Origin of the sequence: Thermobacillus sp. ZCTH02-B1, from assembly GCF_002159085.1 — a bacterium.
Taxonomy (GTDB): domain Bacteria; phylum Bacillota; class Bacilli; order Paenibacillales; family Paenibacillaceae; genus Thermobacillus.
In genome coordinates this window covers 44,446-67,350 of record NZ_LZRU01000021.1, presented here as the reverse complement: position 1 = coordinate 67,350, position 22,905 = coordinate 44,446, and the positions used below count along the sequence as shown (strand labels likewise).

Sequence of the window (22,905 nt, the reverse complement as noted above, 5' to 3'; positions counted from 1 at the left end):
TCTACCCCCATCTCATTCCGAATGCGCCGGTCATCCGTTGATGGAACGAGAGACCGGATGCGAATTTCGACCGTTACACATTTGACGCGCGGGCGCTGCAGCAGGTTGCATGAATGCGGGAACAGCCCCGAACGATGTCGGAGCTGCCCGCTTCGTAACGTTTTTCCCGCTGTCAGATGCGGACGGCCGTGCCGCTGGCGACGACCATCAGCATGCCTTCCCGCACCACTTCGTAATCAAGGTCGATGCCGACGATCGCGTTGGCGCCCATCCGCCGCGCCTGCTCGACCATCTCGCCGATCGCGATGTCGCGGGCGTCCCGCAGCTTGTTCTCGTAGGCACCGGAGCGGCCGCCGACGATGTCGGTGATCGACGCGAGGAAGTCGCGCACGACGTTCGCGCCCATGATCGCCTCGCCGGAGACGATGCCGAGGTAATCCCGAATCGGTCTTCCTTCAATGGTCGGGGTCGTCGTAAGGTACACGGGCTTCAACTCCTCCGCAGGCTTTTGCTCCATATACGGACATGGAGGCGCGAACGTTTCATGGAATTCAAGCCATTACGATCCAGTAAAAGAGCCCCGCCAGCGCAAAGCGGTAAAGCGCGAACCAGGTCAGCCTGAGCCGCTTGATCAGGTTCAGGAACGTCACGACGGCGAGCATCGCGACGATGAACGAGGCGGCCCCGCCGATCAGGAACAGCACGAGATCGTCCTTCGTCAGCAGATCGCGGCTGTCGTACAGGTCGAGCACCGTCGCGCCGAGCATGACCGGCACGGAGATGATGAACGTGAAGTCCGCTGCCGCCTTCCGGCTCGTGCCGAGCAGCATGCCGCCCGAGATCGTCGAACCCGAGCGGGAAAAGCCCGGCCACAGCGCGAGGCACTGGAACAGGCCGATGCCGAGCGCCTGGCCGTAGGTGATGTCATCGGTGTTCTCGCTCGTCACCCTGCGCTTTGCGAGCTCCGCGACGATCATCAGCACGCCGCCGGCGGCGAGGCTGATCAGGACCGGGCCGGGACCGAACAAGTCATTTTTGATGAAATCCTTGAAGATCAGATAGACGATGAGCGCCGGAAGCATCGCCAGGATCATGTGGATGACGTTCAGCTTGTTCGGCACGTTCAGCTTCAGGCGGACCATATCCTTCAGGATGTCCATGTACCGGCGGAAATAGAGGACGAACACCGCCAGCACCGCGCCGAGCTGCACGACGATCTTGAACGAGTCCGCGGCTCCGCCCTCGTAGCCGAGCAGATGCCCCGCCAGAATCATGTGCCCGGTCGACGAGACGGGCAGAAATTCCGTCAGGCCTTCGATGATGCCGAGAATGATGACCTTGATCAGTTCTTCCACTGTTCACACGCTCCTGACGTTGTGATGGATCGTTTCCCGCGGCGGACGACGGCGCGCGGCGGCGGCGCAGAACGCGGCGACGAGGCTGACGCCCCAGACGGCCGCGACCCAGGCGGTCACACCGGGCAGCCGGCCGTGGACGGCGCCGTCGAAACGTTCGTAGAGGATCGCTTCCGCCCCTGCGTAACCGGCCGTGACCGCCGCCAGCGCGGCGAATGCGAGCCATGCCGCCCGCCGCCGCACCCGCATCAGCGCCGCGAGCGTCCAGCCGGCGGCGAGCGCCGAGAACGGCGCCACGACGACCGCGCCGGGCAGCCAGCCGGGCGGATCGATCAGCATTTTCCATGCCAGCACGAGAAGCGACATGCCGGCGGCGATCCGCCGGAACGCGCGTTTCTCGTCCGGCGGACATGCGGGACCGCCGTCCCCTCCGCCGTTCGCCTTCCGCCAGGTTCGCCAGCGGATGAGGACATACAGCGCGATCGCCCCGGCTCCGAGGGCGGTGAAGACGAACTGCAACGACTCGTAGACGACGAAGTCACCGAAGCCCCGTTTGTGCAGCCACCAATACCGGTTCGTGAACCAGGTGTGGCCGTGCGTCCACCCGTCCATGAACAGATGGGTCAGAAAACCGATGAAGAGCGAGATGAAGAACTTGAGCCAGTCTCCGGGCGTCCGGAGCGGCCGCATCCGGAGCCGTTCCGCCGCGAACCGGTCCCATCCGCCGGCCGAAGGCAGGAGAAACGGCAGCGTCGGCAGCAGGAGACGCTCGATCACGAGCACGGCGGCCGCGCACAGCGGCAGATGGAGAAGAAAAAATCCCGCGACGGTGTGGCCGATCGTCCGATGGGGCTCCATGGCGACGAAATATTCGAAATCCGGCGCCATGCTGCCGAGCGCGAGGCCCGAGGTGCGCAGAAAGCGCGGCATCAGGCGCTTGAGCGGCGCCGCAAAGAACGGATGGGCGAACGTGTGCGGCATGCGATCCGTCCTTTCCGTATCCGGCGTACCGTACCATCATAGCGAATTTAAACTTTTTTTTCTAGTGACATCCGATGCAATCGGGAATAGAATTGGTGGGGAATGCGTCAATCGCAGGACAAACGCGCAACCGGGGAGACATGCATCGTGCAACCGCCATATTCGCAGCCCGAATCCCCTGAAACGGCAAAACCGTCCGCGGCGGTCCGACGGGCCGACCACGTCCTGTTCGCCGTCGTCACCCTATTTTATTGGACAACTATGTACATCTATGTCCCGATTCTGACGCCGTACCTCGAATACCGCGGGCTCGGGCTCCAGGCGATCGGGCTCGTGCTGGGCAGCTACGGCTTCGCCCAGCTCGTGTGCCGCTTCCCGCTCGGCATCTGGTCGGACCGTCTGAGGCGCCGCAAGCCGTTCATCCTGCTCGGCATGGCGACCGGAAGCCTCAGCTGCCTGCTGTTCATCGTCCCGGATTCGTGGCTGTGGACGCTGGCCGGCCGGACAGTGGCGGGCGTCTGCGCCTCGACCTGGGTCGCGTTCACGGTGCTCTACGCCGGCTATTTCGCGGAGGCCCAGGCCGTGCGGGCGATGAGCAACGCGAGTTTCATGATCGTATCCGGACAGATCGCGGGCATGGGCGTGAGCGGATGGATGGCCGACGCGTACGGCTGGCATGCGCCGTTCGTCGCGGGCGCCGTCATCGCCTTCATCGGCCTGATCGCCGCCTGCTTCATCCGGGAGCCGAAGGAGGGCGTGAAGCGGGATCCGATGTCGTTCGCGGACGTCGGCGCCGTCGTGCGCGATCCGACGCTGCTCAAGGTGTCGCTGCTCTCCATCCTCGGCCACTGCGTGCTGTTCATCACGATGTTCGGTTTCACGCCGCTCAAGGCGGTGAACGATCTCGGCGCCTCGAACGCCGAACTGACCTGGCTCGTGTTCGCTTTCATGATTCCGCACGCCTTCGCGTCCCTTTGGAGCGGCAAATGGTTCGCGCCGAGGTTCGGCGTCTGGCCCGTGATGATGGCCGGCTTCGCGCTCGCGGGCGTCTGCACGGCGGCGATCGCCTGGTCGCCCTCGCTGCCGCTGCTCACGGCGACGCAGGCGCTGAACGGGTTCGCCCAAGGGCTTTACCTCCCGCTCCTGCTCGGCGCGGCGATCCGGGACGTGCCCGGTCCGAAGCGGGCGACCGCGATGGGATTCTATCAGGCCGTCTATTCGGCCGGCATGTTCGGGGGACCTTATCTGGCGGGATACCTGAACGAAGCCTGGGGCATGGACAGCGGATTTTTCTGCGGCGCGGCCACCGCGATCCTCGCGGCGGCGCTGTGCCTGATCTGGCGCAAACGGCCGGCGTGATGCCGGCCGTTTGCATGTGATCCGCCGTTATCCGCCGCCCTTCAGGCGAAAGGCCGCGGCGAGCAGCAGGGCGTGCAGCACCGTCATGAGCGGAAGCCCGAAGGCGAACGCCCGGTGCCTCGTCTTGTGGCGGAACAGCAGCATGCCGATCCATCCCCCCGCCGCTCCGCCGGCGAGCGCCCACAGGAGAAGCCGCCGCTCGGGTATCCGGCGGCGGCCCAGCCGGGCGCGGCGCTTGTCCAGGCCCATCATGCCGAACGTCATGACGCTCATCCCCGCGAAACAGGCGGCCACCAGGCCGGCCGCCCCCGTCATGCGTACCGCTCCAGCACGTATTTGTCCTCCGGCACATCCTCGAGGAACCGGCACGGCCGGCCGACCGAGAACACGCGCAGCGCGTGCATCGCCCGCGTGCAGGCCGTGTAGAACAGCCGCCGCTCGCGCTCGCGCGCGTACACCTCCGCGGACGCGTCGTAGATCAGCACCGCGTCGAATTCGACGCCCTTCGCGAGATACGCGGGAATGACGCTGATGCCTTTCTCGAACTGCGGCGTATGCTTCGTCACGAGGCGGACCCGGATCCGCTCCGACAGCGCCCGGTAAGCCTCCTCGCTCTCGGCGGCGGTGCGGCAGATGACGGCCGCGGATTCGAACCCTTCCCGGTTCCATTGCTCCAGCGCTTCGGCGATGCGCCGGTGCAATTCGTCCCGGTCCCGCACGATCGTCACGACGGGCTTGCCGCCGCTCCGGTTGAACGGCTCGATCGCTTCGCCGTCCGGGATCATCGTGCGCGTGAACTCGACGATCTCGCGCGTCGAGCGGTAGCTGCGGGTGAGCCGGATCCACTCCGTCTCCTCCGGTCCGTACAGGTTCGTGAGCGGATCTCCTTCCTCCAGCACCGAATCCTGCGCGTGGATCGACTGGTTCAGGTCACCGAGAGCGGTCATCCGCGCGCGCGGGAACAGCCATTTCAGGAACTCGAGCTGAAACGGCGTGTAGTCCTGCACCTCGTCCACCAGCACGTGGCGGACGTTCGTGTTCACGCGGAAGCCCTTCAGCCGTTCATTCAGATAGAGATAGGGCGTCGCGTCCTCGTACAGCAGCCGACCTTCGTCGAGCGCGCGCACCGTCAGGGCCGCGATCGCCGGCCATTCCGCCGGCAGCTTCACCTCCCGCGCGAGCGACGCCGCCAGCTCCGGATCGGCGTGCAGGCGGCGGTAGAGCCCCTTCGCGTCGACGAAACGGAGCGCGGCCACGCGTGCGCGGACGGGCTTCAGCGCATGGCGCACGATCACCTCCGCGAGCAGTTCCCGTTCCGCTTCGGTGTCGTCGAACGTGGCGCGCGCGACATGCCGCCGCTGCGCCCGGAGCTTCGCATACGCGCGCTGGTAGTCCGTCCGGTTCATGTATTGCATTTCCTCGTCGACCCAGGCCGCGGAACGCTCCGCCTGCTCGAACGCCTTCACCCGTCCGAGGAGCCAGTCCCGGACCAGCTCGATCCGGTTGGCGAGGCGGACGGAGGAGCCCAGGCTGTAGAATTTGTCCGCGATCTCCCCGGCGGAGACGATCGTGCGGCCCCTGAACGTCACGGGACGGAACATCATGCCGGACTGTTCCAGACTGCGGAGGTACGCCTGGATCAAGGCCAGATAGGCGGATGAGGACTTGAAGCGGATGGCGGCCAGCCGCGTCTCGTAGTCCGCGTCGTCCTCGCGCGTCAGGACGTATTCCAGCTGGTCGTAGGCGTCCTCGACGCGGAACTGCTTGCCGAGCCTGAGCTCGAGGTAATCCTGGAACGTCGTCTGGATCATGTTCGCTTCGCCGAGCTCCGGCAGCACGGTCGAAACGTAGCTGTTGAACATCGGGTTGGGCGAGAACAGCACCATCTGGTCGGACGTCAGCATGCCGCGGTACTTGTACAGCAGGTACGCGACCCGCTGCAACGCGGCGGACGTCTTGCCGCTGCCGGCCGCGCCCTGGACGACGAGCATGCGGCTCCGGTCGTTGCGGATGATCCGGTTCTGCTCGCGCTGGATCGTCGCGACGATGCTCCGCATCGTCGCGTCCGACGTCCGGCTCAGCACCTGCTGCAGGAGTTCGTCGCCGATCGTCACGCCGGTGTCGAACAGGCAGCGGATCACGCCGTCCCGGATCACGAACTGCCGCTTCAGTTCGAGCTCTCCGGTGACGGTGCCGGACGGCGTCTCGTATTCGGCCGGTCCGGGCGGATAATCGTAATACAGGCTCGATATGGGCGCGCGCCAGTCGTAGATGAGGAATTCGTCGCTGTCCTCCTCGCGGTAGGAGGCAATGCCGAGATAGATCGTCTGGGCCTCCCGTTCCCCGCTCTCGCGGAAGTCGATGCGGCCGAAATACGGCGAATCGCTGAGCCGCTTCAGCTTCTCGACATACGCGGCCGAATGGCGCTCCGTCCGCTCCCGCTCGGCGAGCAGATCCGCCTGCTGCTTCACGCTGTACCAGGTTTCCTGGATGTCGTCGAAGGTACTGAAGTTGACCGTGACCTCGTCCCAGAAATGTTTGCGGATTTCGTACGCCTCCGACCGAACGGCGCCGATCTCCTTCTCCAACCGGTCGATCGTCCGCCGGATGCTGGCGGTGACGCGGTCGACGCGGGCCTGCTCTTCCTTCCATCTCGGATCCGCAGCGTCCATTCCGATCCGACACCCCTCTCGCGAACATCGAATGAGTCATTTCGGCACCGCTTCCCGACATGCGGCAAAAAAGGTGTTGACACGAAAACGCCAACCCGTTATAATTAAAATGAGTACATCTGTGCTCATTATCAGGTTTGGGTTCCGTTTTTTTATTTTATCAGTTCCGATAGAAACATTCAACCTCCCGTCCGTTGCCGGACGGGAGGTTTTCGCATTCCGGCGTTTTGAAGACGCCGTCAGTCCGCGAGGTCGAACCCCTGGTCCCGCAGGAACCGGCCGATTCTTCGCGGCGGCCGGGAAAGCCGCTCCCGCATCTGCTCCGACCAGCCGGCCGAATGGCGGCCGCCGCTGCGTTCCTTCAAATAGGCGGCGTGCACGCCGTCATAGGCCGCGACCGCGCCGCCATACCGGGAAGCGTCGTACCGGTTCTCGTGCAGCACCGCTTCGACCGGCAGTCTGGGCCTGAGGAGCGGCTCTTGCGCCGGACGGCCGATGCACATGCCGAAAAGCGGCACGACGCGCTCCGGCAGGCCGAGCAGCTCCGCGGTTTTCGCGATGTCGTTGCGCACGGCGCCGATGTAACAGATGCCGTAACCCAGCGATTCCGCCGCGATCGCGGCGTTCTGGGCCGCCAGCGCCGCGTCGATCGCCGCGATCGTGTACGCTTCGGCATTGCACGGCATTTCCGCCGGCTCAAAGCCGGCCGCGATCCTCAGGCGCTCCATGTCGGCGCACCAGACTAGGAATTCGGGGCAGTCGGCGACGTATTGCTGCCGTCCCGCGATCTCCGCCAGCGCGGCGCGCAGGGCGCGATCCGTCACGCGGATGACGCTGTACGCCTGCATGTTGGACGACGTCGAGGCCATCTGCGCCGCCCGGATGATCCGCAGCAAGTCCGCCTCCGGCACGGGCTCGTCCGCGAAGGCGCGGATCGACCGATGGTTCATGATGAGATCCAGTGTCCCGGACCCGGATCGCACATCGTTCATGCCGTTTCACCTCATGAACCATCATAAACGATTCCGCGGCTTCCGGAAAAGCGTCCGGCGTCGCGGCCCGGCGCGGCCTCCGTCGGGGCTAGACCGTCGCTCCCCCTTCCATCGCGATCCGCACCGCCTGCTCGTAATCCCGCTCGTCCACGACGACCGTCAGCAGCACGTCGCGGCCGGTCACCCGGTTGTCCGGCCCGCCGGAACTCAAGCCGCTCGCGCTGACGTCGGCCGCGGCGAGGATTCCCGCGCCGGCGTTCGTGAAGTCCGTGCCGTGCACGAGATAGCCGAGCCCCGGGAAATCTCCGCTCAGCGGGTTCGAGATGTCGTGCATCTCCTGTCCCGGATACCGGTCGATCCGCCGGATCGAGCTGTCTTCGATGCGGAGATGCCGCATCCGCTCCAGCGCCGCCTTCGCCTCCTCCTCGCTCCGGAAATAGGCCAGCACATTCCGTTCCGCCATGTTCGCCTGACCGCTCCTTTCCCGCACGGTTCGCAACCGGCCGATGCAGGAAAACGACCCGGCCGGCGGGTCGTTTTCCGTGAACACGCCTTATTGCAGCGCGTTGCCGAAGTTTTGCTGCTGCCACTGCACGCCGGACGGGCTCGTCGGCACGTTCTGGGGCGTGCCCGCGGGCTGGTAGACGTTCGACATCGTCTGCGTCGTCACATCCTTCAGCGTCGGCACCTGATACCAGCCCTGTTCGTTCATGAATTGCCACACTTCGTACGCCTGCTCCGCGCAGTTGATCGCGCCCTGCTGCATGGCGCGGCGGATGTCCGGATTCGCGCATTCGAGCGCGGCGAGCATCTTCTTCGCAGCAGACGCCTTGTGCAGGCCGAGCACGATGCTCGCGATGTCCCGGTCGTCAAGCTGGTCCGGCGACGTGTTCGGGCTTACCGTTCCCGGATGGTCGAGACCGTAGGTCGGCTGGAACCCGCTCTTCAAGGCGCGGTAGGGAGCCACATGCCCGGCGCCCTGGCGATGCAGCAGATCCACCATTGCGTTGTACCCGGTCACCGCGAACTGAAGCTGATGGTCGATGATCTGTGCCAGCCGCTGGTCCCGCACGCGCTGGCGCAACAGCTGAAGCTGGTTGATCGCGTCGACCGTGCCGTTCAGCACTTCGTGGATTTCCATCACTTCGTGTGCTCCGAGATTCGCTGCCACTATGTAGGACCTCCTGACGTCGAGAATTTGGGCCGGTGTCCGGCCAGATGTAGTATGTCCTGCCCCGATCCGGTTATGCGCGAAAAAATCCCCGCCGGAAGCGCAGGTGTCCGGACGGGGACCGGAGCAGCCGGCGGGTCAGATTCCTTCGGCGGTCAGCTTCCCGATCCGCCGGCTGATCTCGCGCTGCCATTCGGTGTCGTTCGTCATCGCCGCGAGCAGCGACAGGTTCTTCAGATGCGCGAGCTGCCGGATATACGACGCGTTGACCTCGAGACAATGCGCGAAGTCCATCTCTTCCGCGTCCGTCAGCGGACGCCGGCTCCGGATCACCCACAGTTCGGCCAGCCGCTCGTGGACGGGCAGGATCGGCATCCTTTCCCCTCCTTTCCGCGTCCCCAGAATGCCACGTCCCCAGTATGGCCGCCGCGATCCGGACCGAAACCTGCCCGCAAAAAAAAGGACGAGCCGTCCGTCATGGCCCTTCCGGATAGAACCCGAATTCGTCCATCATGATCTTGCCGGGTCCGCCCTCCAGGTGCAGCGTGACCGACCGGATGCCGTCCGACATCAGCCCCGGCCGCGCCTCCTCAAATGCCGAGAGCGGCACGATGAACGTCTCGAACACCGGTTCGATGTCCGTCTTGTATTTGCCGTTTCCGAACCGCCGCTCCAGGAACCGGTGGACCGTGAACGTGACGCGGGGCGGCGATTTCAGGACGCCGAACCGGTCCAGCTCGAGCCGCGCCCTCAGACCGTTCGTTCCCTCGACGCTTATGCCGATCTCGTACGCGCCACTTTCGGGAAGCTCATGGGACAAATCGGCCAGCGAGAAGGCGAACGCGGAAGTTTCCTTCATCCCGACATTCCGCGCATGCCATTCCTCGAAACCGATCGTGTATCGCGCGCCGCCTTCCCAGGCCAGCACCAGCCCCTTGTATCCCCGGCTCTTTCCGTCGCGGTTCAGCACCGCCGTGTGCGTCCACTCCGTCATCCCTTCCGCTTCGGCAGTCACACCGGACGCCGGCGTCCGGAGGCCCGACGTTTCGAACCGGCTGACCGGGACGAAATCGCCGGCTTCATACCGTCCGTAGACGACGGCTTTCCCCGCGAGGGACTGGCGGAGATCCGGATCGGAAAAGAAGCGCCGGTATGCCTCCTTCCCGTTCAGCGCCGCCTCCAGAAACGCCGCGATGTAGCCGGCCGCCGCCTCGCGCTGCACTTCGCCGTCCAGCAGATCCCGGGTGTTGAGCAGCATGCCGGTCGGCATCGACAGGTCGAACCGGCCCCAGGTCGTGTTGAACTGTCCGTGGTTCGCGCCCTCGAGGTAGATTTCCGCTTTGAAGAGATCCGCCCGCCCGTCCAGCGCCGTCCGCACGTACTGCTGGTCGCCGTAAAAGTTCTGCAGGTCGGCGTCGCGGGAACCGTGGATCGTCAGGTAGCTGACGCCGCGGAGTTCGGCCCGCTTCCCGTCCACGCGCATGTCCGTCGGCGCGATCGCAACCACCGCGGCGATGCGGATCTCCTCCCCGATCGCCGCAAGCGACGGATCGTCCGCAAACCAGCGCGCATGGTCCGCCGCCATCGCCGCCGCCTGGCCGCCCCGCGAATGGCCGATGAGGGCGACCCTGCCGAGGTCGACGCGCGCGTGGAACGGATTGCCCGGCGTCCGGGCGAGTTCCGCGATCTCGGTCAGATGCCGCAGGAGCAGCCAGCTTCTCAGCTTCATGTCCGGCTTCGGAATGCCGCTCCAGACCGAATAGTTCAGGAAATTCTCGTCGACCGACACCGCGATGAAGCCGCGGCTCGCGAGCCGCTCGCCGAGATAGGCGTATCCCGCATCCGAGAAATCCTCCATGAGATGGTTGCCGTGCACGATCAGCACGAGCGGGAAAGGCCCGTCCCCCTCCGGCATCCACACCCGGCCGTTCAGCGGAAGCCGGTTCGTGCCGAACCCCCAGAACCGGGTGCGGATCGGCGACCATTTCGGATGGATCGACGTCGCGTCGGCCGGCCGGGTGATCACGTCCGCTTCCGCCCCGAATTCGGCGCGGTGCCGGTCCGTCCCGCTGCCATAGGTAAAGTACGCGTACCCGTACGGACCCGGCCCGGCCGAAAGCGCGCCCGGATCGGCGCCTTCGGCGGCTTCCTCCGCGTCGAAGACCCGGTCGTCCGCCGTGAGCACCGCGGCAGCCTCATCCTGCGCGAGCGGCGTGCCCGCCGCAAACAGCATCGCGGCGGCCGCCGCGGCCGCAAGAACCAGCAACGTCCGGACCGGCTTCCGCCTGAGTCCGGCCAACGCCCGGACGAGCCCGCCCGCTGCGGCGCCGATGCCCGTGACGATCGCGGCGACGACGGGCCCGGCCCAGCCCATCGCCGCATCCCGCAGCACGCATGCGATCCCGACCGTCGAGGTCACGTACATTCCGGCGAACAGCCGCGGAATCGGGAGCCCGAGCAACGAGAACAGATAGGCAAGCGCCGTTCCGCCCGCCCCGAGGCCGACAAGGGCGGCCGGGATGAGTAGCGCCGCATCGAAGCCGTAGCCCATCCCGGTCGGGATGCCGAGGACGCTTACCGCGGCGAGCGCCGTCCAGACGACGGTGATGCCGATGCTCGCCGCCCGCCAGATGCGCGTGTCGCGGCGGAACGCCCGTGCCGTACGGACCCGCGCGTAACGGGCCGCCCGTCTCAAGACGGCCGGTTTTCTCAATTCCATGCCTTCCCTCGTCCACCTCCTCGCCAGCCGGTCACATGATCGGGGACAGCAGCCTCGCCACCGATTCGCGCGCCTTGTGGACCAGCGGCCGGTTATGGTACAGGTCCGGCGTCAGCTCGACGCAATCCGCGAGATCGTCCTCGAACAGCGCCGCAAGCCGGCCCGCGACCTCCGAATCGAACAGGAACGCGTTCACCTCGAAGTTGAGCCGGAAGCTGCGGTTGTCGATGTTGGCGGTGCCGACGGTCGCGATTTTGCCGTCGGCGACGATCATTTTCGCATGCAGGAAGCCCTTCCGGTACAGATACACCTTCACGCCCGCCTTCAGCATCTCGTCCAGATGGGCGAACGTCGCGTAATGGACGATCCGGTGGTCGGGACGTTCCGGAATCATGAGCCGGACGTCAACGCCGGACAGCGACGCGATCCGGAGCGCGGTCAGGAAACTCTCGTCCGGCACGAAATACGGCGTCTGGATGTAGATGAACGACTCGGCATCGTGGATCATTTTGATGAAGCCGTGCTTGATCTGTTCCAGATCCTGGTCGGGACCGCTCGCGACGATCTGCATGCCGACGCGACCGGGGCCGGGCTCATCGGGAAAATACCGCTCGTCCGGAAGGAGCGGCTTGTCGGGCACGGCCAGATTCCAGTCATACAGAAAGCGCGCCTGCATCTGCCGCACGGCCGATCCCCGCACCCTGAGGTGCGTGTCGCGCCAGAAGCCCATCCTCGGATCGCGGCCGCGGTACTCGTCGCCGATGTTGAACCCGCCGATGTAGCCGATCCGGCCGTCGATGATCGCCAGCTTGCGGTGATTGCGATAGTTGATCCGCGGCGTGAGCTGGCCGAACCGGATCGGGAAAAAGAAGGCCGCCTGTCCGCCCGCCTCGATCAGCGGCCGGAAGAACCGGCGCGACAGCCGGTGCGAACCGACGTGATCGGCGAGAAAGCGGACTTCGACGCCGGACTTCGCCTTCCCGGCCAGCCGGTCCAGGAGCAGCCGGCCCAGCCCGTCGTCGCGGACGATGTAGTACATCAGGTGAATATGATCCCGCGCGGCATCGATGTCGGCCAGCAGCCGCTCGAATTTCGCCTCGCCGTCGCTGAAGATGTCGACTTCGTTGTCCTGCGTGTAGATCGCGTGCGCGCTCGACAGATTCATGTAGATGAAGTCGCGGTGCGGCTCCATCCGCGGATCGTTGAATGCGATCCGGTGCTGCGCAAAGACCTCACGCTGGCGGCTCACGATATTCCCGATCCGGTCCCGGTTGGCGGCGCGGATCCGGAGGAACCGGCGGCGGCGCAGGTTCTGCCCGAACACGAGGTACAGGATGAAGCCGAGGCCGGGCAGAAAAATGAGCACGAGAATCCAGGCCCAGGTCGCCGCCGCGTCGCGCCGTTCCAGGAAGACGATCGCCGCCGCGAACAGGAGGTTGCATGCGATCAGAAGCCATGAGACGTGCTGCAGGATCGTCATTGCCGCAAAACCTCCATCAGCAAAACAAGCCCTCCCGCCCGCGGGCGGGAAGGCAGCCGTTCACCGCATCAGGACCGGCCCCGCAGCGCCGCGAGACCCAGGGCGAGCGCCCCGCACAGGCCGGCGTTGTCGCCGAGGCCCGGGGGTACGATGTAGTCGTCGAGATGTTTCAGAATCGCGTCGTGCGCCACATACCCGTTCAGATTCCGCTTCACTTCTTCCCGGATCATGGGGAAGAGCTGCCGCTGGTGCATGACGCCGCCGCCGAGGATCACCTTCTTCGGCGAGAGCAGCACGATGGTCGACGCGAGGGCCTGTCCGATGTAGTACGCCTCGATCGGCCACGCCGGATGGTCCGGCGCAAGTTCGCTGCCCTTCACGCCCCAGCGCCGCTCGATCGCCGGGCCGGAGGCCATTCCTTCCAGACAGTCGCCGTGATACGGGCAGGATCCGGGGAAGGAATCGTCGGGATGGCGGCGGATCAGGACGTGGCCGCCTTCCGGGTGCACCAGGCCGTGCACGAGCCGGCCCTCCGCGAAGATGCCGACGCCGACGCCCGTGCCGAACGTGTAATAGACGCAGCTGTCGAGGCCCTTCGCCGCTCCCCACATCGCTTCGCCGTACGCCGCGGCGTTCACGTCGGTGTCCCAGCCGAACGGCACGTCGAACGCCCGCTTCATCGTGCCGAGGAAATCGAATCCCGACCAGCCGGGCTTCGGCGTCGTCGTCACATGGCCGTAGGTCGGGCTGTCCGGATCGATGTCGATCGGACCGAACGAACCGATGCCGATCGCCTCGACTTCCTTGTCCCGGAAATACGCGATGACCCGTTCCAGCGTCGGTTCGGGCTGTCCCGTCGGGAACGAGATGCGGTCGAGAATGTTGCCGTGTTCATCGCCGACGCCGCATACAAACTTCGTGCCGCCGGCTTCAATCGCTCCGATGCGCAATCGCGGTTCCCCCTCGCATGTCTCGTTCTGCTTGGTCTACAGCATTATAGCACAGCGTCCGCCTTTCCGGCACGATGGCCTCAACGGGATCGAAGGGGATATGACCGAAATGCGCCGCAGGGATGGCCCGGATGTCCGGTCCGGCGTCCCGACCCCTCCGGGGGCGGCGCGATGACCGGCACACGAACCGGCCGTCGCGGCAACATCACGGGGCGGAAGCGAAATATTCGCGCGCGCGCCGCGACCGGAGAAGGTACGCGATCCAGCCGGCGCCGGCCGCCGCTTCGGCCAGCGCGATCTCCCACCAGACGCTCTCCGGGCCGAACAGGAGCGCCTGCGCCGCGAGGACGGCAAGCACCGACGCCTCCCGGATCACGGCGGCCCACCGCGCGATCCGGACGCGGCGCCAGAACAGGATCAGCACGGCCAGGGACATCAGTTCCAGCAGCACCGACGTCCAAAAATGAAAGAGGAAATCGCCGCCTCCCGCCAAGATGCCGATATCGCCGGTCAGGACGAACCAGAGCGACAATCCCCGCAGCGCAAGCACCAGAATCGTGTAATCCACATAGGCGAGCAGCCAGCCGGCAAGCGCCGGTTTCGGCGTGGGCATGTCCCGTCTTCCCCCTTCGCTTTCGTCCGGTTGACCTCTGGTTCCTCTTCCCGCGCCCCGTCCGCCGCGCGTTTCCGCCCGACGGCCCGGGCACGGCGCCGGGAGGAGGCCTTGTCCGGGCGGCGCCTTGCAGCCGGATTCCCCGCGGACCATGCGAGTTCCTTCCCCGATTCCGGGACTTCGGATCAGCCTGACCAGCCTGACAACGGATGACCTTTTGATCGGTCAGCCAGCGCATTCAGCCAGCGCATTGATTCCATCTTGTAACAATCTTATAACAGCAGAAATGAAGCTCACAAGGGAACAACAACACAACCGAAGGTCAGGCGTCTTACAGGTTGACCGGAGAACAAAAAATCAGCGGGCCGCAGCCCGGGCGAACGCATCACGAGCCGGCCCGCCCGAAACGCCCGACCGTCTGCCGGAACGGCTTCCGATGCCGGCGAAGCGCTCCTTTCGCCGCTCAACCGGGTTGTGTTATGATGCCCGTAAGACGTGTCATGCGGGGGATTCGGATTTGGAGTATCGCCATGCATCGGATGAATCCCGGGCGCACTTCGCAAGCGGCCGGGTGCTCTACAACGCGAAGGGAGCCGCGCCGTTCCCGGTCCGGCTCGCGGACGAAATCGCGCAGCGTTGCTTCGCGCTGCTGGAAACACGGGGACAGCCCGGGCCGTACACGATCTATGATCCCTGCTGCGGCAGCGGATATCTGCTGACGGTCATCGGCCTTCTGCACGGGCCGCGGATCCGCGCCGTCCTCGCCTCCGACATCGATGAAGCGATGCTGGATGCGGCGCGGCGCAATCTGTCGCTGCTGACCGAACCGGGCATGCGGGCGCGCACGGAACAGCTGCGGGCACTGTACGCGAAATACGGCAAGCCGTCCCACCGGGAAGCGCTCGCGAGCGCGGCGGTCCTCGAGGGGTATCGCTCGCGCGGAGCCATCCATGCCATCGAGGTGTTTCCGGCGGACATTACGGCCGGCGCGCCGGATGCGGTCCGGGAAAGCGCCTTTCGTCCCGTCCATATCGTCATCGCCGATCTTCCCTACGGCAACCTGACCGGGTGGCGCTGCGAGGGCGGCGATCCGGCCGGCCGGATGCTGGACAGCCTCCTCCCCCTGATTCAGCCCGGCGCGTCGGTCGTCGCGCTGATCGCGGATAAATCGCTGAAGCTCCGGCACGGGGGCTATCGCCGCCTGGAGCTGCTCAACGCCGGCAAGCGGCGGATCGCCCTGCTGGAACCGCTGAAGGAGACCGGTCGGGGCTGACGGACCGCAACGGCATCTCCCGAATCGGACCGGTCTCGTCAAAAAGAAAGACTGCCGGACCGCGGGTGATGAACCGCACCCCGTCATGCTTGACGGGGTGCAGTGCAGACGGTCGACAGTCTGAACGTTACCCGATCACTCGTTCCAGAGCTTGATGCGCGCCCGGACGAGTTTCTCGTACTCGTCTTCCATCTTTTCGACGCCGGCCTTCAGCAGCTCCTGCTGATACTCGTCCCAGATGCGGTCGAAGTCTTCCGGCGGTGCCAGGATCGCTTCCGGAATCCGGCGCCACGTGATCTCCTTCATCCGCTCCTGCAGGACGGCCAGCTCGCTGTCGGCCGGAACCTGGATGTTCCACGCCGCGCCCCACGGCTTGACCGGGAACTCCTCCTCGCTCGGGAACAGGTCCTTCCAAGTCTTCGCGCCGTAGGCGGCCAGCACTTCCTTCTCGACGTCGTTGTAGGACGCGATGATCTGTTCCGGGAAGTTCGTCGTGTAATAGTTGCCCGTCGAGTCGAGCACGCCGTCGCCGTAGTGGGCGCCCAGGTTGTGGTACAGGCCGATGCCCGTCTCGCGCTGGAAGCCGGAAGGATCGTTCTTCCTGCGCTCCACGAGTTCGTCCGGAATGACGCGCTTGCCGTTCTCGTCATAGTAATAGTGCTCGCCCTCGATCCCCCAGTTGTCGAGGATCTGGCCTTCCTCGGAAGCGAGGAAGTCGAGGAATTTGATCGCGCGCACCGGATCCGGGCAGTCGACCGTGATGCCGACGCCCCAACCCGGGCTGAAGCCGACCGGCCAGAACGACGTCTCCTTGAACTCCTCCGTCAGCGTGACCGGATAGTGGCCGTAGCCGTATTCGAACTTGCCTTCCGCCTTGAGCGCGTTCTCGCCTTCCTGGAAGTCCCAGCGCTGGTCGATCAGGCCGAGCACGCGGCCGGATGCGATCTTCGCGAGGTACTGGTCGTACTTCTGCACGAAACTCTCCGGATCGAGCAGGCCTTCCGCGTTCATGTGGTTCAGCCAGCGGAAATATTCCTTCTCGATCGGACGGCGGAAGTGGTACGTGACCTCATAGGTGTCGATGTCGATGTAGTACTCCCCGTCGTCCGGAGCGCCCGTCGTGTAGAACGCCGGGTTCGTGACCGAGATGTACATGCGCCAGTCGTCCGCGTTGAGCGTCAGCCCGATGTTCGGGTTGCCGTTTTCATCCTTGGGATGCCGCTTCAGGTACTCCCGTATCGCGTTCTCGAAGTCCTTCACCGTCCGGATGCGAGGGAATCCGAGCTCCTTCACGACCCGGTGCTGGAGCTGGAAGCCGCCGCTCGCATCGAAGTACGTCTGGCCGACCTCCGCGTACGTCGGAATGACGTAGATCGACGGGTCTTCTTCGCTGTAGCGCAGCCGCTTGATCTGGTCGCCGAACAGCTTCTTGATGTTCGGCGCGTGCTGCTCGATCAGGTCCGTGAGATCCAGCATGGCGCCGGCCTCCACGAGCTTGCCGAGATCGCCCTTCGGGCTGATCAGGTGCGGATATTTGCCGGACGCCGCGATCAGCGCGATCTTCTGCGCCGGATCTCCGACCTCGAATTCCGCGTCGAGGATCACGCCCGTCGCCGCCGTGATCGCCTTGCCGACGGGATCCTGCATGTTCTGCCAGTTCGGATTCGGGTCCGCGCCGTAGAACGTGAAGGTGATCGGCTCGAGATCCCCGTCTCCGGCGTCCGTGGAACCGCTTCCGCCGCCGGTCGCGGATGACGCGCCGCCGGAATTGCCGCTTCCGTCGTTCTTCTTGCCGCCGCAGCCCGCGATCAGCCCGGCCAGCATGACGACGGCGAGCAGCAGGACCAGCCAATTTCTCTTGCGGTTCATGCTGTCTGATACCCCTCCCGTGATCGATGTGCAAGATGTATTGGTGATCGGGCCAGGGCCCGCCAATACCGATGCCGGATGTGGAACGTCAACGCCAACCATAGGTTTGTTCGGCGGTTTGTCCGGCGGAAGGCCCGGGCGGTCAGCTCTTGACCGCGCCGAGCGTCATGCCCTTCACGAAGTAGCGCTGCAGGAACGGATAGACGAACAGGATCGGCAGCGTGACGACCATCGTGATCGCCATTTTGACCGATTCCGGCGAAATGTGCGCCATCACCTCGTTCATGTTCCGAGCCCGGTAGTCGACGCTCGACTGCGTGCTCTGCAGCACTTTCATGAGCTCGTACTGCAGCGTCGTGAGATGCTCCGCCTGCGAGTTGAACAGGTACGTATCGAACCACGAGTTCCAGTGCCCCACCGCGACGAACAGCGCGATCGTCGCGAGCGCCGGCTTCGTGAGTGGCAGGATGATGCGCCAGTAGATCGTGAAATCGTTCGCGCCGTCGATCTTCGCCGATTCCTGCAGCGCGTAGGGCAGTCCGTCGATGAACGAGCGGACGACGAACACGTTGAAGGCGCTCACGATGCCCGGCAGGATGTAGACGGCGAACGTGTTGATCAGATTCAGCTCGCGGATCAGCAGGAAGAACGGAATGAGGCCGCCCGAGACGTACATCGTCAGGGCCAGGAAGACGGAGACGAACCGCCGTCCCTGGAAGTCCTTCCGGCTCAGCGTGTAGGCGAGCATCGACGAGCTGATGACGCCGAGCACCGTGCCGATCAGCGTGCGGAGCGCCGAATTGCGGAAGCCCGTCCCCAGATGCTGATAGGAAAAGATCATTTCATAATTCTTCAACGTGAACTTCCGCGGATAGATCGTGATGCCGCCCCGCACGGTATCGATCGAATCGTTGAGCGAGATGGCCGCGACATGCAGGAACGGATACAGCGTGATGACCAGGACGAACGCCGCGTAGGCGTACACGAACGCGTCGAACAGCCGGTCGGAGACGGTCGATGACCTGAGAAGCCTGTTTCCCATGCGCGCTCCTCCCTACATGATGCTTTCCCTGGTCACGCGCTTGAATATGCCGTTCGCCGTGAACAGCAGGATGACGCTGACGACCGAGTTGAAAATGTTGATCGCCGTCCCGAACGAGAACCGTCCCATGCCGAGGCCGTAGTTCAGCGCGTACAGATCGAGCACCTGCGAATATTCGCGCACGAGGTTGTTGCCGAGCAGGAACTGCTTCTCGAACCCGATGCTGATCAGGTGGCCGATCGACATGATGAGCAGGACGATGATCGTCGTCCGGATGCCCGGCAGCGTGATGTGCCACATCTGCTGGATGCGGTTCGCGCCGTCGACCCGCGCCGCCTCGTAGAGCTCGGGGCCGATCCCCGAGATCGCCGCGAGATAGATGATCGCGTTCCAGCCGGTCTCCTTCCAGACGTCGGCGAGCGTGACGATGATCCAGAACAGCTTGCCCTTCGCCATGAACGGGTACGGTTCGTCGAGGATGCCGAGCCCGACGAGCAGCTCGTTCACCGGGCCGCCGTCCGTCGACAGCATCTTCGTGACGATGCCGGCGACGACGACCCACGAGACGAAGTGCGGCAGATAGGACACCGTCTGCACGAAGCGCTTGTAGAACATCAGGCGGATCTCGTTCAGCATGAGCGCGAAGAAGATCGGCACGACGAAGCCCGCCACGAGCCCCATCACGCTCATCGCGAGCGTGTTGCGCAGCACCTGGTAGAACAGCTCATCCTGGAACAGCGCCCGGAAATGCTCGAGTCCGACCCACTCCTGCTCGAAGAACGGCCGGCCGGGTCGGTAGCGCTGGAACGCCATCGTCCACCCCCAGAGGGGCAGGTAGTGGAAAACGAACACCCACGCGACGAACGGCAGCGACATCGCGTACAGCCACCGGTTCCGGACCGCGTTGCGGAAGAACCGCACGGCCCGCTCCTTCCGCGTCATGTTTTTCTTGACCGTCCATGTTGCCGCTTCCATGCGACCCCTCCCGTCTTGACACCCCCATTCTATCGGAATCGCTTACACCGCAATACCCGACAGATCGGAGCGAAAATCCCTTCAAAATCCGACAGGCTGCCCCGGCGCCCTGCGGCGCCAGCGGCAGCCTGTTCCCCGTCAGCTTCCCCCCGCCCGTTTCCGGTAGGCGGCGGGTGACATCCCGACGTATTTGCGGAATTTCCCGTGAAAATAATCGACGTTCGCGTAGCCGACCCGCTCCGCCACCTCGTACACCTTCAAGCCCTGCGCCAGCAGCTTCTTCGCCTCTTCGATCCGCACCTTGTCGAGGTAGGTGTTGAAGTTCTCGCCCGTCGCCTGCTTGAACACCTTGCCGAGGTAGGCGCTGCTGTAGCCCAGCATCCCGGCGATCGTCTCGAGCTTCAGGTTCCGGTCGTAGTGGCGTTGGATGATGTCGATCATCTTCTTCACCTGCGTGGCGGGCCCGCCCTGCCCCGATTGCCGGGCGAAATCGGTCATCAGGCGCTTCATGCCCTCCATGAGCTGCGCGAAGCGGCACGCTCCGTACAGTTCGGCGAGGCCTGACCGGAGCAGGCCGTCCGCCGAACCGGGCCGCTGCGCCTCGAGGCGGGCGGCGACGGAGGAGACGAGCCGGGCGCAGGCCGCCTTGACCGCCTCCTCGCCGGCGTCCGAAGCGAGCAGGCGCGCGCCCGCTTCGCCGATCCATTCGCCGATCGAGTCTTCGCTCGCGACGTCGATCGCGATCGCGAGCCGGTCCGCCAGATCGGTGAGGTCCGGAGGCTCGGAGTCCGGCGCGGATTCCGCATCCCGCGGCCCGTCCTCCGGCGGATGGATGCGCCCCGGCTCGAGGAAGAAGGACCGGCGCAGCGTCGCCGCCGCCCGCGCGTGGGACAACGGAATGTCCGTCCAGCTCTCCGCGACGCCGCCGGAAGCGGCGGTGAACCCGGTTTCGAGGCCGTCCAGCGCTTCCCGGACCGCCCCGAGCAGCGCGCTCCGCTGCGCTTCACCCGCAAGGCCGCCCGCGACGAGCAGGCCGAGTTCGCCTTCGGCCGAGTAACAGATCCGTTCCGGCGAAGCGAGTCGGCCGGCCAACCGCCGTTCCGCTTCGGGCAGGATGTCTGCGCCGGCCCTGCCGTGGAGCCGGATCACCACCGCTTCCCAGGAGGAAGCGTCCAGTCCGACGGCGGCGGCCGGACCGGCCAGCGCGGCCGGAGGCGTGCCCGAGAGCAGCGCGCGGACGACCGTCTCCGCCGTCCAGCCGGCGGCGCGCTCCTGCTCCGCGGCCTCCCGGTCCAGCGTCTTCTTCAGCCGCTTCAGGTAATCGATCAGTTCGTCCTCGTCGACCGGCTTCAGCATGTACCCGTCGATCCGGTGCTTCATCGCCCGGCGCGCGTAATCGAACTCCGCATAGCCGCTCAGGATGAGCATGTGAAGCCGCCGGTCGCGGGTGCGCAGCCGCTCGATCGCCTCCAGGCCGTCGATGCCCGGCATCTTGATGTCGATGATCATCAGGTCGGGGCGGTGCAGCTCGTATTTCTGCAGCGCGTCCCGGCCGTTCACGGCCGTGTCGACGACCCGGTAGCCGAAGGACTCCCAGTCGACCAGCGTCCGCAGGCCTTCGCGGATCGTCGGCTCGTCATCCACCACCAGCACTTTGTACATGCAGTCGTTCACCTCCGGCCGGCAGCCGGAACGTGACGCGCGTGCCGGCGCCGGTCTTGCTCTCGATTTCCAGTCCGCTGGACCGTCCGTACATCAGAACCAGGCGTTGATGGACGTTGCGCAGGCCGATCCGGCGCTGCTCCTCTTCCTCCCGCTCGTCGAGCGACGCGGTGAGCGCGGCCAGCCGCTCTTCGTCCATGCCGATGCCGTCGTCGGCGATGTCCACCCGGACCGCGCCGCCTTCCCGGACGATGCGGACGGTGACGGTTCCGCCCTCTTCCTTGCCCTCGATGCCGTGGATGACCGCGTTCTCGACGATCGGCTGGATGATGAGCGGCGGCACGGGGAGGTGCTCCGTTCCCGGCTCGACGTCGATCCGGTAGTCCAGCCGCTCCTCGTAGCGGAATCGCTGAATGTCGAGATAGCAGCGCACGATGTCGATCTCGTCCTCAAGCCGCGCGAGCCGCCGGCTGATCTCGAGGCTCCTGCGCATCAGCTTGCCGAGCAGCCGGACGATCTGGGCGATCTCCTTCTCGCCCTTCAGGTGCGCCTTCATCCGGATCGACTCGAGCGCGTTGAACAGGAAGTGCGGGTTGATCTGGCTGGCCAGCATTTTGAGCCGGATCTCGTTCTGCTTCATCTCGAGCCGGTGTTTCTGCCGGTTCGATTCCTCGACTTCCCGCACGAGCTCCTGGATGCTCGCGACCATCGAATTGAACTGGCGGGCGAGCTGCCCGATCTCGTCCTGGCCGTCGATCTCCATGACGGTCGTGAGGTTCCCCGTCGCCACCTTCGTGATGTGCTTGCTGAGCCGGCTCATGCGCCGGGTCAGCATGCCGGAGAAGGCGTAGGTCAGCATGATGCCGAGCGCGAGCGCGGCGATGATCACGACGAGCGCCGTGAGCTGGATGCGGTCGACGTCGGCCGTGATCTCGTCGACCGCGAAGATCGTGATGATCCGGAGGCCGCTGACGCTCGCGTTCGGCGCCAGCGGCTCGATCAGGATGCGGTACGCCTCGCCGCCCATCTCCTGCTCGAACATGCCCTGCCGGGCTTCCGCGAGCTCCGGCGCGAACTCGATGTCGGCGAGCGTCCGGCCGATCCGGTCGGGCCGGTTCGCCGAGACGATCGTGCCGCTGTCGTCCACGATCATCGTCTCGAACGATTCCTGTTCGAGGATCGTCGCCAGCGTGTCCATGTTGACGTTCACGACGAGCACGCCGCTCGTCTTTGCGTTCGGAAAATAGACCCTGCGCACGAGGCTCAGGTAATGCCTGCGGTCCCGCTCGTCCTCCAGGTAGAACCAGCCCACGGTGCCGTTGTAGCTGTCCAGCGCCCACCGGTACCACCAGGAATGGCGGATCGTCTCGTCCGGCTGCATGAACTCCCAGTTGTTCAGCATCGTCGGGTTTTCCATGTAGAACCGGATGTTCGAGATCTCGTTGTACAGGTTGATGTACTGCCCGAAATCGGGATAGGACCGGTAGGCGGACACGACCTCCCAGGTCGTGTTGTACCTCCGGTTCGCGACCGTCTCCAGCCGGTCGTCGTTCGCGAGCCGATAGGCGATGTCGTTCGCCACGTTGATGACTTCCATCGTGCGCTGCTTGACGCGCTCCACGTTGGCGACCGTCTGCTCGACGGCGTTGTCGAGCGCCATGCTCCGGAGCTGGCCCGCGAGCAGCAATCCGACCGCCAGCACCGGGACGAACACGACGACGAGGAACGACAGCGCAAGCTTCGTCCTGAGCCGCAGGTTGTTCACGAATTGAAGCGCGGCCTGAAACACGGG

The 22,905-nt window shown here is 65.2% G+C and carries 20 protein-coding genes; 2 read left to right on the top strand and 18 right to left on the bottom strand.

Annotated elements, in window-relative coordinates:
* Window positions 1-172: 172 nt before the first annotated feature.
* From A9Z00_RS09955 to A9Z00_RS09945, 3 genes are all read right to left on the bottom strand, one after another.
* Window positions 173-484 (bottom strand): YbjQ family protein, encoded by a 312-nt coding sequence (locus A9Z00_RS09955; protein ID WP_296976582.1) that lies wholly within the window; start codon window positions 482-484, stop codon window positions 173-175.
* A 67-nt stretch (window positions 485-551) separates the two neighbouring features.
* Window positions 552-1,355 (bottom strand): undecaprenyl-diphosphate phosphatase, encoded by an 804-nt coding sequence (locus A9Z00_RS09950; protein WP_296976578.1) that lies wholly within the window; start codon window positions 1,353-1,355, stop codon window positions 552-554.
* Window positions 1,356-1,358: 3 nt separating this feature from the next.
* Window positions 1,359-2,336 (bottom strand): DUF4184 family protein, encoded by a 978-nt coding sequence (locus A9Z00_RS09945; protein WP_296976576.1) that lies wholly within the window; start codon window positions 2,334-2,336, stop codon window positions 1,359-1,361.
* A gap of 147 nt (window positions 2,337-2,483) precedes the next feature.
* Here A9Z00_RS09945 and A9Z00_RS09940 point away from each other — a divergent pair, with 147 nt between their 5' ends.
* Window positions 2,484-3,695: an MFS transporter gene (locus tag A9Z00_RS09940; RefSeq protein WP_296976574.1), complete on the top strand. Its 1,212-nt coding sequence runs from the start codon at window positions 2,484-2,486 to the stop codon at window positions 3,693-3,695.
* Window positions 3,696-3,722: 27 nt separating this feature from the next.
* Here the strand turns inward: A9Z00_RS09940 and A9Z00_RS09935 are convergent, their stop codons facing one another.
* The 10 genes from A9Z00_RS09935 to A9Z00_RS09890 all read right to left on the bottom strand — a co-directional run bounded on the left by A9Z00_RS09935 (window position 3,723) and on the right by A9Z00_RS09890 (window position 14,292).
* The gene (locus A9Z00_RS09935) at window positions 3,723-4,010 is read right to left on the bottom strand and encodes a DUF1294 domain-containing protein (protein WP_296976571.1); all 288 of its coding nucleotides are present in this window, start codon (window positions 4,008-4,010) and stop codon (window positions 3,723-3,725) included.
* A complete protein-coding gene (helD, locus tag A9Z00_RS09930; protein ID WP_296976568.1) occupies window positions 4,007-6,367 on the bottom strand; it encodes an RNA polymerase recycling motor HelD in 2,361 nt (786 codons plus the stop codon). The genes A9Z00_RS09935 and helD overlap by 4 nt, the downstream gene beginning before the upstream one ends.
* 239 nt (window positions 6,368-6,606) lie before the next feature.
* Entirely contained in the window at window positions 6,607-7,359 is a 753-nt protein-coding gene (gene nfsA, locus A9Z00_RS09925) for an oxygen-insensitive NADPH nitroreductase (RefSeq protein ID WP_296976566.1), read from the bottom strand.
* An 88-nt stretch (window positions 7,360-7,447) separates the two neighbouring features.
* Window positions 7,448-7,822, bottom strand: a complete 375-nt coding sequence (locus tag A9Z00_RS09920; protein ID WP_296976564.1) for a hypothetical protein — start codon at window positions 7,820-7,822, stop codon at window positions 7,448-7,450.
* Between the two features lie 90 nt (window positions 7,823-7,912).
* The gene (locus A9Z00_RS09915) at window positions 7,913-8,530 is read right to left on the bottom strand and encodes a spore coat protein (protein WP_296976561.1); all 618 of its coding nucleotides are present in this window, start codon (window positions 8,528-8,530) and stop codon (window positions 7,913-7,915) included.
* Window positions 8,531-8,668: 138 nt separating this feature from the next.
* Window positions 8,669-8,905, bottom strand: coding sequence for a DUF7667 family protein (locus A9Z00_RS09910; RefSeq protein WP_296976559.1), 237 nt, complete (start codon window positions 8,903-8,905; stop codon window positions 8,669-8,671).
* Window positions 8,906-9,005: 100 nt separating this feature from the next.
* Window positions 9,006-11,249: an alpha/beta hydrolase family protein gene (locus tag A9Z00_RS09905; RefSeq protein WP_296976557.1), complete on the bottom strand. Its 2,244-nt coding sequence runs from the start codon at window positions 11,247-11,249 to the stop codon at window positions 9,006-9,008.
* 31 nt (window positions 11,250-11,280) lie between these two features.
* A complete protein-coding gene (cls, locus tag A9Z00_RS09900) occupies window positions 11,281-12,729 on the bottom strand; it encodes a cardiolipin synthase (protein WP_296976554.1) in 1,449 nt (482 codons plus the stop codon).
* A 68-nt stretch (window positions 12,730-12,797) separates the two neighbouring features.
* On the bottom strand, window positions 12,798-13,679 hold the full coding sequence (locus A9Z00_RS09895; protein WP_296976551.1) for an ROK family protein: 882 nt from the start codon (window positions 13,677-13,679) through the stop codon (window positions 12,798-12,800).
* 205 nt (window positions 13,680-13,884) lie between these two features.
* Window positions 13,885-14,292 carry a hypothetical protein gene (locus A9Z00_RS09890; RefSeq protein WP_296976550.1) on the bottom strand — a complete coding sequence of 136 codons (408 nt, stop codon included), beginning with the start codon at window positions 14,290-14,292 and terminating at the stop codon, window positions 13,885-13,887.
* Between the two features lie 517 nt (window positions 14,293-14,809).
* Here A9Z00_RS09890 and A9Z00_RS09885 point away from each other — a divergent pair.
* Window positions 14,810-15,565 (top strand): hypothetical protein, encoded by a 756-nt coding sequence (locus A9Z00_RS09885; protein ID WP_296976547.1) that lies wholly within the window; start codon window positions 14,810-14,812, stop codon window positions 15,563-15,565.
* A 135-nt stretch (window positions 15,566-15,700) separates the two neighbouring features.
* Here the strand turns inward: A9Z00_RS09885 and A9Z00_RS09880 are convergent, their stop codons facing one another.
* The 5 genes from A9Z00_RS09880 to A9Z00_RS09860 form a co-directional block, all read right to left on the bottom strand.
* Window positions 15,701-17,434 (bottom strand): ABC transporter substrate-binding protein, encoded by a 1,734-nt coding sequence (locus A9Z00_RS09880; protein WP_296976544.1) that lies wholly within the window; start codon window positions 17,432-17,434, stop codon window positions 15,701-15,703.
* Window positions 17,435-17,576: 142 nt separating this feature from the next.
* A complete protein-coding gene (locus tag A9Z00_RS09875; protein ID WP_296976542.1) occupies window positions 17,577-18,476 on the bottom strand; it encodes a carbohydrate ABC transporter permease in 900 nt (299 codons plus the stop codon).
* A gap of 12 nt (window positions 18,477-18,488) precedes the next feature.
* Entirely contained in the window at window positions 18,489-19,418 is a 930-nt protein-coding gene (locus A9Z00_RS09870; protein ID WP_483316292.1) for an ABC transporter permease, read from the bottom strand.
* Window positions 19,419-19,589: 171 nt separating this feature from the next.
* Window positions 19,590-21,113, bottom strand: a complete 1,524-nt coding sequence (locus A9Z00_RS09865; protein WP_296976536.1) for a response regulator transcription factor — start codon at window positions 21,111-21,113, stop codon at window positions 19,590-19,592.
* Window positions 21,088-22,902 (bottom strand): sensor histidine kinase, encoded by a 1,815-nt coding sequence (locus A9Z00_RS09860; protein ID WP_296976534.1) that lies wholly within the window; start codon window positions 22,900-22,902, stop codon window positions 21,088-21,090. The genes A9Z00_RS09865 and A9Z00_RS09860 overlap by 26 nt, the downstream gene beginning before the upstream one ends.
* Between the last annotated feature and the right edge of the window lie 3 nt (window positions 22,903-22,905).